This is a genomic window from Flavobacterium sp. ZT3R18 (assembly GCF_007097385.1).
In the GTDB taxonomy this organism is placed as follows: Bacteria; Bacteroidota; Bacteroidia; order Flavobacteriales; family Flavobacteriaceae; genus Flavobacterium.
Genome location: NZ_VJZS01000001.1, coordinates 314,088 through 327,355, shown reverse-complemented (window position 1 = coordinate 327,355; position 13,268 = coordinate 314,088). Strand labels below are relative to the sequence as shown.

Sequence of the window (13,268 nt, the reverse complement as noted above, 5' to 3'; positions counted from 1 at the left end):
CTGGTGATTAGTAATTTATCAATTCTTTTTATATTTATCAATAACTATCTTTTTACGCTACTACGTCCTAGCCTATTTATAAATGACGGGACAGAAAAAACTAAATCGATTGTTATGCGTTGTTTTTTATTCTTTGTTATCGAGGTATTCTATAATATGCTTTTGAAACAATCCTCCAACCTTCGGAAAATTTGTAAAGCATCATATGATCCGTAAAAATTTTCTTTTTATTTTTAAATAAGTTCAAAACCACTGTCGCAGCATTTCCTGACGTAGTTATGCTTAAATACTCACATTCTGCCTTTATTGTTGGGTTTCCTGCATTTTGTTTTCGTCCGTTTTCAATTCTTATTATCCAATCCTCTAATGAAAGTGAAGAAATATCATTATTCTCTAGACTTAGCATTTTAAATGTAGGATGAAAACCTTTTCTTATTTCTTCAATTGATCCACCATTATGTATTCCGCTTACATAAGCGCTTTCAATAACAGCTTTAATTGCATCATCTTCCGTTTTAGTTTGTCCAAAAGTTAGCGTATTGATTAGAAGTAAAAGAAGCATTAGTGTTGTCTTTATCATAATTGATTTGTTTTTATTGTTATCTGATTTACTTAATATTATTCAAAATTAAACTATTACTCAACGAGATGTAAGGTATTTTATTACATTATTATACAATTTAAAGCTGAAATGCTGAAATTGTATGAAAATTATCTATTTCTGTATTCTTCGATCCTTTAAAAGTATCGTAGTTTACCACAAGTAATTTACCCTTATAAATGATGGTTTCACAAGGATTATCCAATTGCCCGTCGGCACCATCATTGTTGCCGTTTTCCCAAATTAATGAGATCGTATTGGTATTTAAATCCAGTTGATGAACACTATTGTTGTCATAATTGGCTATGAAAATAGAATTCCTTTTCTCATCGTAAAAAAAGCCGTCACAGCATTTTAATTTATCGGAATCGAAAACTACTTTTTTAGATTTTACTTTGCCTTCTTTGGTGAATTCAAATTTTGTAATCACGCCATCGCCAAAGTTTCCGGCATACAAATTTCCTTTTTTGTCGAATGCAATCCCATCAATTCCAATTGAATTCCCTTTAATTTCGGGTTTCAAAGTAAATAGACTTACTAAATATTTTTCCTTTGTTGATGCATCTAGAATTATTTTACCACTATTTAATTCTTCTAATGAAAAGCTATAAATACTGCTTTCTCTTTTCTTATCTCCCAAAGCATCCGTTATATAAACTCTATTTTTAGACCATCTAATGGCTTCTCCAAAGTTGAAACCTTCTGCCAGAATTTCTGCGTATTTAGGATTCCCTTTTTCGACAATAATTCTAATCAATCTGGAGAAATTTTCTTTCCCAGCGAAACATTGGTTATCCATCAAATACAAGTTTCCGTCAGGGCCAAATTCCATTCCCATTGGATGCACTCGTTTTGTGATCGGATGAAGTGGCAATTGATCAAACCAAGTTACAGGATTGTCATTTTTATCGAAAGTTAAAATTTTAGACCCATTTTTTTCAAACGAAGTAGGGTTTAATACAGATAAATAGAGATTCCCTTTTTTATCCAAAGCCATTCCATCTGGCGTTGTACAGGTCTCCCCTAAATCGGCAAACAAAGTTGGCTTTATTGATCTGGAAGTTTCATTAATAGTGATCTCTTGTTTTGCTTCCTGCGAAAATAAGTTTAGAGAGCAAACTACCATTGTGATCGTGATTGTGTTTTTTAAAATTGGTTTCATATTGATTGTGATTTTAAATTGCTATTGAAATTTATTAACTCCCCGTCCTGCTTCGTTCCTCTTCATTACCTGTTACTCTTTGTGTTGGGGCACTCTTTTTATTTCCAAATTTATAAGAAACTGAAAGCTGAAAGGATTGATTATCATAGTAATTCTTACCTTCGTGATAAACACCATTAACGATAGAGCTTCTATTTATTTTTTCAGTTTTAAATATATCAGTCCCTCTTAAGGAAATTTTCAAATCTTTATTCCACAAAAGATATTGAAACGCCAGAGAAAAGGAACTCATTTCCTTATTAGTAAAAATACCGTCTATGCCTGGAAAACTATACCAATAACCCACATTAAAAAGTAATGTTTTATCGATATTCAAATTAAAATCATTATTGGTTGATATCCTGGAATTGAATCCTTTTTGTTCACTTCGTGCAACGGTTAAACTAGATTTAGATATGGCATAATTGAAATCGACCGCATTATTGCTTGTCCACCATTTAAGTCTATCGAAAACATAATTCTCCGAAATTCCGTAACGTTGTGTATCTATATAATTTTCGCTTGTATGTAGAATTTCATTTGAATTAGGGTCGGCGATTGTAACCTCCGAAATTAAATTGTTCTCATAACTAAAATAAAACTTACTCTCCATTTTTTTATAAGTATAGGTTAGCTCTGTATTATCAATAAATGCAGGTTGTAAAAACGGATTACCATTAAAAGATTGAAAAGGGTTCCAAAAATGTGTATTAGGATTCAAATCCCTAAATTGAGGTCTTTCAATTCTTTTGCTATAACTAAAGCTAAAAGTCGAATTAGCATTTGCAATATAAGTCAAATAGGCTGTTGGGAAAAATTTAATGTAATCCTTATTAATCGGTTGGCTTAAGCTTCCAGCAAAAATCTTGGTTTGGGTAGTTTCCATTCTTAATCCAAATTGAGAGTCCCAGTGCTCATTTATTTTTTTGCTTCCCGAAAAATAAACCGCTTGTATGTTCTCGGTATAGTCAAACTCGCTTTGTTTCAAAGGCAATTCTAAAACTGGTTTATCTACTAAGCCACTATTGAAGGCTGAAATGTGATTATTTGATTTTGAATTCGAAACTTTACCGCCAAAACTCAAAGTCGCCCATTTTGTGGGGTAATCAAAATCTAATTTCCCCGATAAGTTCGTTATGCCTTGTATATTGCTATTTATTCCCGCAAAATATTTTTGTGAGTACGGATTTTCGACAACCGAAATACCATTATAAGTTCTACTATCTTTTGTTTTATAGTTAAAATAATCCAGATTTAAAGTGATTTTTTTTCCTAAAGAATCAATTTTATATTCATTGTAAAAGTTTAATGAACTAATAGCTACTTTTAGTGTCGCTACTCCTCCATTTGACTTTAAATAACTCGTGATTTTACCATTGGCATTATCATAAATACCTGTAAAAGGACTATCCGTGAATAAAGGTTGGGAATTGTTAAATAAAGTTTGACCTCCCAGAGTCCATTTTGCAGTTATTTGATAATCAACACCTAATTTACCATATATTCTGGTATTCACACTTTTATACGAGGAATTAGTATGCCATGTCTCCGTTGGGAAATAAGTATAATCATCCTGAATATTGTATCTTCTGCCAGACAAATAATTTAAAGACGATGTAATACCCAATCTGTTTTTATTATAATTAAAATTACCCATTACAGCACCCTGACTATAAAACCTTTGAAGATAAGTAGATCCTACCAAGGCATTCCAAGAATCTTTTTTTGCTTTTTTTAATTTGATATTGACCAAACCACTTTTACCTTCAGCCTCATATTTAGCTGGTGGTGTTGTAATTACTTCTATACTTTTAATATTATCGGATGGAATTGATTTTAGATAATTAGCCAAATCTTCCTCAGAAAGTTGGATAATTTTATCATCAATCATAACCGATAAATTGCTTTTCCCAATAATAGTTATATTGTCATTCTGCACTTTTATCCCCGGAGTGACTCTAAGTGCTTCCAAAGCATCTCCTCCTGTGGCAATAATCGAATTTTCGACATTAAAAACCAAACGATCTACTTTTCTTTCGATCAGTTGCTTTTTCCCTCCAACTACAACCCACTCTAACTGAATTGCGTTATCAATTGTTATAACCCCCAAATCTAAAGCGGCCGTTAATGATATGTTTTTTGTTAACAAAAGCTCGTTTACTTGTCGAATTTCCAATGTGTATTTTCCTTGTTTTACCTCTAAGACAAAGTCCCCTTTATCGTTTGTAAGTTCGATTTTTCTATTATTTGCGTCTTCGCCTATTAGAATAACTTCGGCAAAAGAGACAGGATTGTTATCTTTAGTAGTTGCTTTCCCAGTAATTTTAAACTGGGCAGACATTGATGTACAAGAGAATACCAAAAAGACAATAATGTATTTTAATTTCATAGTTTACTTTTTTTGGGCTAAAGTAATCCTGTAATTTTAATCTTAATTTAGGTGCAAATAAAAAGACAGCTTTAGCATACAAAGAATACATTTTCCAATAATAACGCATTCATGGGCTGGAATACCGTTTTCATAAGCTAAAGACCATTATTTGTCTCATGCAATAAACCAAGCATAGATAATTTAGTAACTTGGCTGCTTATAAAAGCATAGTATGAATTTTCTAAAAAACATAAACCTAAAAAGAATGCTAAGCCACAGTTTGTTTTGGTTTGGTTTTTTGATAATACATTTTGTCACAAAAAGTTTTGACTATAAAAAATACGATGACCTAGTTTATATCTTTCTTTCTGAAACAATCATTCAAGCTATTGGAGCGTATATCTTGATTTACGTTTTGATCCCGAATCTTCTCATTCCAAAGAAATACTTTCTTTTTATTGTCCTTTTTGCTATTTGGTTATACCTTGTTTTTGCAATGCTTACTGCCCTCAAATATTTCTATCTTGAACCCAAGTTTCCTCAGTATTATTCAGAATGGGATAAATGTCCCAACACATTAATTCAAAGATTAACTAGTTTTAGACTGTTCTTTGGAAAAATCATCTGGTTGTTTTTCCCTGCTTCAGTTATTGGATTGATTCGTTTTTACAAAAATCAACAACACCTTTCCAAAATAGAAGAAGAGAAAAAATCAATGGAACTCAAAGCTCTAAAAAATCAACTGAATCCTCATTTTTTATTCAACACCCTAAATAACCTCTATGCTTTGACACTCAAAAAAGACGACAAAGCACCCGAGATTATTGCTAAATTATCCGAAATATTAGATTTTGTCCTGTACCGTTGCAATGATGATTTTGTATGCATAAAAAAGGAAATCAACTTATTGGAAAACTACATTTCATTAGAAAAATTACGGTATAATGAAAACAGATTAGACATTTCGTTTACCAAAGACATTCACGAAGACAGCAAAATTTCACCGCTAATTCTGTTGACTTTTGTCGAGAATGCTTTTAAACACGGCGTAATCAATGAAACCGAGAAAGCAGTAATTCACATGAATTTAGAAACTAAAAGAAAGCAAATTATTTTTAGCATCGAAAATACAAAACCCCAAAACGAAACGGCAAGAAGATCGGACAAATCACAAATCGGGCTCGAAAACGTTCGGAAACAATTGGATTTATTATATCAAAAAAACCATCAGTTGGATATAGACGAAACGCAGACAAAATTTACCGTTAAACTTTGCCTTAATCTTTAGCATTTTACACCCATTTACTTTCAAAAAAAATCAATTATCAAACGAACATATGAAACACAAATTTTTAATTAGCATTTTATTTTTCAGCACTTTCATCACGGCGAATAGCCAATCTAAAGCCATTGACACTTTAGTAGATGTTGGAAACCACAAAATCCATTTCAAGATTGTAAAAGGAAAAGGGATACCGATACTTTTTGATGCAGGTGGAGGAAATAGTGGTGCCGTTTGGAATTCATTATTAGACCAAACTTCTAAAATAACAAATGCCACTCTGATTACGTATGACCGAGCAGGCTTTGGCACAAGTACGATTGACACATTACAAACTGATGATTCAAAACACGGCATTATCAGTAGTATCGAAGATTTAGAAATTGGATTAAAAAAATTGGGTTACGACAAAGAAATCATGCTCGTTTCACATTCTTACGGTGGATATCTCTCGACTCTTTACGCTGCAAGACATCCTAAATTGGTTAAATCGGTTGTGTTAATTGACGTTAATCATAACTATTATGAAGATGGCTACATTGAAAAAATAGTTGCTACACAAGATAAATTGATCCCTGAATGGAAGAAAAACAACAAAGGCGTTTATTATATGTCGGCTACAATTCTTGAAACCGTGAAAATAATGAGCAAAATTTCTATTCCGCAAAACATTCCTGTTGTGGATTTTGTCAACGGAATTCCTTACTTAAAAATACCTGAAGAAATAGAACGTTGGAAAGAATGTCATAGAAAATATGTAGCCAATAATCCGAATGTTACCGGCATTACAGCAAATGGTTGTGGTCATGGTATTTGGATCGACAATCCACCTTTAGTAATTAATTCAATTGCAAAATTGTATGCAAGCAGTTCTAAACAAAAAGCTGAAATTCAAGAGCGTGCGTTACAATATTCTATAACGGCTTGCAATGAAGAAAAAGCTCAGGATTTGGCTTTTTATCATTCTGATGATGATTTAAATACTTGGGGTTATGAATTATTAAGTAAAAATGAGAACCAAAAGGCAGCAGAAATTTTCAGACTTAATATGATACTTAATCCATCAAATGCCAATACATACGACAGCTATGGTGAAGCTCTCTTAAAAACAGACCAGAAAGAAGAAGCCATTAAAATGTATAAAAAATCTATTGAGCTAAACCCTGAAAATAAAAATGGTAAAGAAGTTTTGGAAAAAATAACAAAAGACAACTCAAAACCGCTAAATTAGATTTTTAGAAATTTAGAAAATCCTTATTCTTTTTTTGAATGAAATACAAATGTATCATCGTTGACGACGAACCCTTGGCAAGAGAATTAATTGCTTCTCATTTAGCCCATTTCGATAATTTTGAATTGGTGGCTTCTTTTGAAAATGCACTAAAAGCTTATGCCTTTTTAGAATCAAACACAATAGATTTGATGTTTTTGGATATTGAAATGCCACTCCTTAAAGGAAATGATTTTCTGAAAAAACTAAAGAATCCGCCTAAAGTAATTTTCACAACTGCATACAGAGAATATGCCATAGAAGGCTACGAACTCAATGTGATTGATTACCTCTTGAAACCCATTACATTTGATCGTTTTTTTGTTTCTATAGAAAAATTCAAACAATTACAAATTCCGAAAGCAACTGAAAATTCAACTAACGAGGATCACATTTTTGTGTCTTCCGGCAGTAAAAACATCAAGATCGTTTTCGACTCCATTTTATTCATCGAAAGTCTCAAAGATTACATTACCATTCATCTCGAAAACGGGAAATCACACCATCTTAAGCAGAACATTTCCGCTTTCGAGAAAGTATTGGATTCAAATTTTGTCCGAATCCATCGTTCCTATATTATTCAAACAAAAAAACTAACTGCCTACTCCAAAAACGAAGTGGAAATAAACGCAATAGAAATCCCAATTGGAAGTAGTTATAAACAAACCTGGCTGGATTATTTGAGAGATCAGAAATAAAAAACCCCACAAGAATCAAATTATTTTGAGTTCTTGTGGGGTTTGCTTTTTTGTCAAGTCACTAATTTCCTTTTAAGCACGAGGCGAAACGACAATCTTATATACCATACTTTCTTTTTAGCTGACTAATCGATTCTTCTACAGTAATATAATCGCTTTCATCCTCCATTAATCTCTCATCCAAGATATCCTTTATTTCTTGGGTAAGTTCAGAATCCAAATGATAAGTAGTGTACATAGCTTCTTAATTTAAAACGAATATTTCGTTATAATACTTTTACAAAATTACAAAAAAAGTCTTCAAAATCGTATTTCCTAAACCACAAACTTCAATGGCAAATGCACCACTTTCTTGGTTTCAAAAAACTCGTCCTCAAAGAAATCGGAAATATTATATTCGGTGGCTTTCGGAAAATCTTTCAACTCCTCGGTTAAGTCTCCACCCTTTAGATAAAGAATACCATTTTTCAGTTCGTGTTTACTTTGCTTCTTGATTTTGGTTTTTACCCAAGAAACAAAATCAGGCATGTTGGTTACCGCACGACTAACAATAAAATCAAAATCTCCTTTTACGTTTTCGGCACGGAGTTGCTCGGCTTTTACGTTTTTTAGTTCTAAAGCTTCGGCAACAGCTTGAACCACTTTTATTTTTTTGGCAATAATATCAATCAAATAAAAACGGGTTTCCGGAAAAAGAATCGCCAATGGAATCCCAGGAAATCCACCTCCAGTTCCCACATCCAAGACATAAGTTCCGGGTTCGAACTTATTTACTTTGGCTATAGCCAGAGAATGCAATATATGTTTAGTGTACAAAGAATCAATGTCTTTACGGGAAATTACATTGATTTTTTCATTCCAATCGTGGTATAAAAAATCCAATTTTTGAAACTGTTCTATCTGATTATCAGATAGGTTAGGAAAATACTTTAGAATCTCGTCCATCTTAAAAATTTTTAACAAAAGTACTGCTTTTAGCTTATAAATATTTAACTCAATATTGTATGTTGAAAATTTATATTAGTTACCTTTGCAAATATTCAAAAAACATATGAACAATACCGCACCTACATTTGCAAAACAAGACAACCTAAAGTTTTTTAGAACGCTTAACTCTCGAGTAAACAGCTATTTCAAAGAAAACAATATAGAAAAAACCGGAAACTGGAAAATCCATTTAAAGACTATAATTCTTTTTACCGTTTTTCTTGTTCCTTACTTCTTAATATTAACTTTAGACATGCCTTTTTGGGCTCACCTTCTATTGACCATTGTCATGGGAATTGGGATGGCCGGAATTGGGATGAATGTTATGCACGACGCCAATCACGGATCTTATTCTACCAAAAGTTGGGTTAATAAATTCATGGGAGGCACCATTTACGTTTTGGCCGGAAACGTACACAACTGGCAAGTGCAACACAATGTATTACACCATACTTATACCAACATTATTGGTCATGATGAAGATCTGGAAGCTGGAAGAATCATGCGTTTCTCCAAAGAAGCCGAATGGCATAAGTTCCATAAATTTCAACAATATTATGCGTTTTTTCTATATGGTTTATTGACTTTCAACTGGGCCATTACAACCGATTTTAAGCAAATGAGCAGTTATCTAAAAAGAAAATTATCCTATGGCGAACCAAAAAGCCCAAAAACGCTTTGGACCACATTAATTATCACAAAAGTCATTTATTTATCTATTTGGATCGTATTGCCAATGGTTATCGGAATCACTTGGTGGAAAGTACTTCTTGGATTTTTTATCATGCACTACACTGCCGGATTAATCTTAAGTATTGTATTTCAATTGGCACACGTAGTAGATGAAGCTGCCAATCCACAACCAAATGAAGCTGGTGAAATGGAAAACACCTGGGCAATTCATCAATTGTTTACCACTGTTAATTTTGCTCCAAAAAACAAAATTGTAAACTGGTACACCGGAGGATTAAACCACCAAATTGAGCACCATATTTTTCCACATATTAGCCATGTTCATTATGGTAAAATCGCAAAAATCGTAAAAGAAACGGCAAAGGAATGTCAATTGCCTTACCATGAATACAAAACAATGACCAGTGCCGTAATTGCACATTTCAAGCACTTAAAAACCTTAGGATTAAATCCTGCATTATAATTATCTAAAAAAGAATAAACCAAAAAATTACATTTTAATGAGCAATCCACTTTCAGACAGAATTAACAATCTAGCTACATCACAAACATTAGCGATGGCTGCATTGGCAAGAGAATTAAAAGCACAAGGAAAAGACATTATCAGTTTAAGTTTAGGAGAACCCGACTTTAATACTCCAGATTTCATCAAAGAAGCCGCAAAAAAAGCGATTGACGAAAACTACAGTACCTATTCTCCAGTAGAAGGTTATGTAGAATTGAAAGAAGCAATTTGCAGAAAATTCAAAAGAGACAACAATTTAGAGTACAAGCCATCACAAATCGTGGTTTCAACAGGAGCCAAACAATCTTTATACAACATTGCACAAGTAATGCTTAATGACGGTGACGAGGTAATTTTGCCAGCACCTTACTGGGTAAGTTATTTTGAAATTGTAAAATTATCAGGAGGAGTTCCTGTAGAAGTTCCAACTTCTGTAGACACTGATTTCAAAATCACACCAGAACAATTAGAAGCAGCCATCACACCAAAAACAAAAATGATGTGGTTCAGCTCTCCTTGTAACCCAAGTGGATCGGTTTACAACAGAGAAGAATTAACTGCTCTTGCTAAAGTTTTAGAAAAATACCCACACGTATATGTAGTATCCGATGAAATTTATGAGCACATCAATTTCTCAGGAACTTTCTGCAGCATCGCTTCTATTCCGGGAATGCTAGAAAGAACAATTACTGTAAATGGAGTTGCCAAAGCATTTGCTATGACAGGATGGAGAATTGGATACATTGGTGCACCAGAATTCATCGCAAAAGCCTGTATCAAAATTCAAGGTCAAGTAACCAGCGGAGCCAACAGTATTGCACAACGCGCGACTATTACTGCCGTAGATGCTGACCCATCTGTATTGAAACACATGGTTGACGCTTTCCAAAGCCGTAGAGATTTGGTTGTTGGTCTGTTAAAAGAAATTCCAGGAGTAAAAATCAACGTTCCTGAAGGAGCTTTTTATGTATTCCCAGACGTTTCTTCTTTCTTCGGAAAAACATTGAGAGGAACTTTCATCAAAGACGCCAATGATTTCTCCATGTATCTTTTGGGCGAAGCCAATGTAGCAACCGTAACAGGAGACGCTTTTGGCAACCCAGATTGCATCCGTTTCTCTTACGCAACCAGCGAAGATTTATTAAAAGAAGCTTTACGCAGAATCAAAGAAGCAGTTTCGCTTACTGAAGTTCTAGCATAACATAAAAGCTTATTTAAAGTTTAAAATAGTTTAAGGTTTAAAGTTTTATCACTTTATACTTTAAACTATTTTTGTTTTAGAGAACATTTGGACGTGCAATGTCATTAAGTTAATCGTTATTGTTTCTCGCAAAGACGCGAAGGCGCAAAGTTTAGAACTGTTTTCTTTGCGTCTTCGCGTCTTTGCGAGAACTAGATTTAGAAAAATCATAGCAAAAAATTCTTAACCTTAATGACATTACCCTCACGCGGGCAAACGACTAAATAAGCAATTAAATATTTCCAAAAGAATCAACCATCCATAAAAGAATTACACACAAAAATGTATTTTTGTTATAATTATAAAAAACAAACTAAACTCATAAATCTCATAACCCTTCTAAACTTCTTTCAATGAAAATACTACTTCTAGGCTCAGGCGAATTAGGAAAAGAATTTGTAATCGCAGCACAACGTATCGGACAAACCGTAATCGCTGTTGACAGTTATGAAAATGCTCCCGCGATGCAAGTAGCACATGGTTTTGAAGTCATCAATATGCTCGATGGAGACGCTTTAGACAAAATCGTAGCCAAACACCAACCCGATTTCATCGTTCCCGAAATAGAAGCCATTAGAACCGAACGTTTTTATGATTACGAAAAACAAGGCATTACCGTAGTCCCTTCTGCAAAAGCGGCCAACTTTACCATGAACAGAAAAGCCATTCGGGATTTGGCTGCCAAAGAACTTGGATTACGCACCGCCAATTATCGCTACGCCACTTCAGCCGAAGAACTACACAAAGGTGTTGAAGCCGTTGGAATGCCCTGCGTGGTAAAACCCTTAATGTCTTCTTCCGGAAAAGGGCAATCCACCATAAAAGGCGACACTTCGGCAGAGCTCAGTGCAAGCATTGACAAAGCGTGGCAATACGCTGTTGAAGGTTCCCGCGGTGATGTTGTGGAAGTCATAGTTGAAGCTTTTGTAAAATTCAATTCGGAGATCACTTTATTGACCGTGGTTCAAAACGACAACCCTACTTTATTTTGTGCTCCAATCGGACACAGACAGGAACGCGGCGATTATCAAGAAAGCTGGCAACCCGCAAAAGTATCCGACAAAGACCTATACGAAGCTCAAGACATGGCCGAAAAAGTAACCGAAGCTTTAGGCGGAGCAGGACTATTCGGAGTTGAATTTTTCCTTGCCGATGACGGTGTTTATTTCTCAGAATTATCTCCTAGACCTCACGATACTGGTATGATAACTTTGGCGGGAACACAAAACTTCAATGAATTCGAATTGCATCTACGTGCCATTTTAAGCTTACCTATTTTCGAAATTACTTTAGAAAAAGCAGGAGCGAGTGCCGTAATTTTAGCTTCAGAAAATTCTACAAACCCTACTTACACAGGAATAGAAAAGATCGCTGCTTTACCGAAAACTGATTTCAGGATTTTTGGAAAACCTACCTCAAGACCGTATCGCAGAATGGGAGTAGCCCTGGTCAATGATACTTTAGACACTTCAATTGAGGAAGTAGTAGAAAAAGCAAAAGCTGCCGCCCAATTAGTCAAAGTACATTCTTAATTACTATTTAGAAACCCGAAAAGCTGTCGGCGTCATTGCAGTATGCTTTTTAAATAATCGCACAAAATAAGAATAGTCATCGAAACCCAATGCTGTGGCAATTTCGTTGACTGTTCTTTTTTTATCCATTAGCATTCTTTTGGCTTCCAGAATAATTCTGTCGGTAATTACCTGAGTGGTGGTCTTTTTTAAAATATCATTGCATATCCTATTCAAATGTTTTAGCGTAATATGGAGTTGAGACGCATAAAAGGAAGGCGCTTTTTCCGTCAAAAAAAATCTTTCCAAAAGAGCGTCAAGTTCTTTTATTTTCACATTATAGGAATGCGTCTCCAGAACAGAGTCCTCATTATATTTCCTGGCAATTTCAATATGAATACTATCCAACAAGTTCATAATTTTATCATGCTTCATGATTTTACCCCCTTGATATTCCTCAAGCATATTATAAAAATAAGGCTTAATTGCTTTTGACTCTTTAGCGTCAAAAACCATTTCAGGAGAATTCCCCAATGAATAATAGAACGGATAAGCTTCGATTGTTTTTTGCCTAAAATACAGATTGTACATCTCCTGAGAATAAAAAACAACAAAACCATCAATATCATCAGACAAACTCCAATGATGTATTTGTCCGGGTTGTATAAAAAACATACTTCCGGGCTGAATCTTAAAAGTATCAAAATCGATGTCATGCGTTCCCGATCCATTGGTAAAAAAAACCAACACATACGAATTATGTCTATGCGGCTCTTCTATAAAACTATGATTGACTAAATGATTTTTGAAAGTATTAATATAGAAATCACTATTGACATCATTACAATTGAATCGCTGAATCGAATAAATGGGATATTTTTTCATACTTCCTCAATGTCTTTATTGTGC

Annotated in this window: 11 protein-coding genes and 1 pseudogene; 6 read left to right on the top strand and 6 right to left on the bottom strand. The window is 34.0% G+C overall.

The features are described 5' to 3' along the window. Nucleotides 1–136 precede the first annotated feature (136 nt). The 3 genes from FNW52_RS01395 to FNW52_RS01385 all read right to left on the bottom strand — a co-directional run bounded on the left by FNW52_RS01395 (nt 137) and on the right by FNW52_RS01385 (nt 4,191). Nucleotides 137–580, bottom strand: coding sequence for a nuclear transport factor 2 family protein (locus tag FNW52_RS01395; protein ID WP_143375636.1), 444 nt, complete (start codon nt 578–580; stop codon nt 137–139). 100 nt (nt 581–680) lie between these two features. After that, nucleotides 681–1,763 (bottom strand): hypothetical protein, encoded by a 1,083-nt coding sequence (locus FNW52_RS01390; RefSeq protein WP_143375635.1) that lies wholly within the window; start codon nt 1,761–1,763, stop codon nt 681–683. Nucleotides 1,764–1,797: 34 nt separating this feature from the next. Then, on the bottom strand, nt 1,798–4,191 hold the full coding sequence (locus tag FNW52_RS01385) for a TonB-dependent receptor (protein ID WP_143375634.1): 2,394 nt from the start codon (nt 4,189–4,191) through the stop codon (nt 1,798–1,800). Between the two features lie 214 nt (nt 4,192–4,405). On the opposite strand from FNW52_RS01385, the gene FNW52_RS01380 reads away from it, so the two are divergent. Genes FNW52_RS01380 through FNW52_RS01370 form a run of 3 tightly spaced genes read left to right on the top strand, consistent with a single transcriptional unit; the run spans nt 4,406 to nt 7,423 of the window. Beyond that, entirely contained in the window at nt 4,406–5,461 is a 1,056-nt protein-coding gene (locus tag FNW52_RS01380; RefSeq protein ID WP_143375633.1) for a sensor histidine kinase, read from the top strand. Nucleotides 5,462–5,510: 49 nt separating this feature from the next. Then, complete coding sequence (locus FNW52_RS01375; RefSeq protein ID WP_143375632.1) at nt 5,511–6,686, top strand: alpha/beta fold hydrolase; 1,176 nt, start codon at nt 5,511–5,513, stop codon at nt 6,684–6,686. 38 nt (nt 6,687–6,724) lie between these two features. Continuing rightward, nucleotides 6,725–7,423, top strand: coding sequence for a LytTR family DNA-binding domain-containing protein (locus FNW52_RS01370; RefSeq protein ID WP_143375631.1), 699 nt, complete (start codon nt 6,725–6,727; stop codon nt 7,421–7,423). A gap of 97 nt (nt 7,424–7,520) precedes the next feature. Here the strand turns inward: FNW52_RS01370 and FNW52_RS20625 are convergent, their stop codons facing one another. Together FNW52_RS20625 and rsmG are read right to left on the bottom strand one after the other, a co-directional pair. Then, nucleotides 7,521–7,661, bottom strand: coding sequence for a hypothetical protein (locus FNW52_RS20625; protein WP_185965890.1), 141 nt, complete (start codon nt 7,659–7,661; stop codon nt 7,521–7,523). 77 nt (nt 7,662–7,738) lie between these two features. Then, entirely contained in the window at nt 7,739–8,368 is a 630-nt protein-coding gene (gene rsmG, locus FNW52_RS01365; RefSeq protein ID WP_143375630.1) for a 16S rRNA (guanine(527)-N(7))-methyltransferase RsmG, read from the bottom strand. 106 nt (nt 8,369–8,474) lie between these two features. Between rsmG and FNW52_RS01360 the strand changes: the two genes are divergently transcribed. The 3 genes and pseudogenes from FNW52_RS01360 to purT form a co-directional block, all read left to right on the top strand. Continuing rightward, a complete protein-coding gene (locus FNW52_RS01360) occupies nt 8,475–9,566 on the top strand; it encodes an acyl-CoA desaturase (protein WP_143375628.1) in 1,092 nt (363 codons plus the stop codon). A gap of 37 nt (nt 9,567–9,603) precedes the next feature. After that, nucleotides 9,604–10,809 carry a pyridoxal phosphate-dependent aminotransferase gene (locus FNW52_RS01355; RefSeq protein ID WP_143375626.1) on the top strand — a complete coding sequence of 402 codons (1,206 nt, stop codon included), beginning with the start codon at nt 9,604–9,606 and terminating at the stop codon, nt 10,807–10,809. Between the two features lie 386 nt (nt 10,810–11,195). Beyond that, nucleotides 11,196–12,380 (top strand): annotated as a pseudogene (gene purT, locus FNW52_RS01350) (formate-dependent phosphoribosylglycinamide formyltransferase); the annotation flags it as partial. Nucleotides 12,381–12,383: 3 nt separating this feature from the next. On the opposite strand, the gene FNW52_RS01345 reads toward purT, so the two are convergent. Next, complete coding sequence (locus tag FNW52_RS01345) at nt 12,384–13,244, bottom strand: AraC family transcriptional regulator (protein WP_143375623.1); 861 nt, start codon at nt 13,242–13,244, stop codon at nt 12,384–12,386. Nucleotides 13,245–13,268 lie beyond the last annotated feature (24 nt).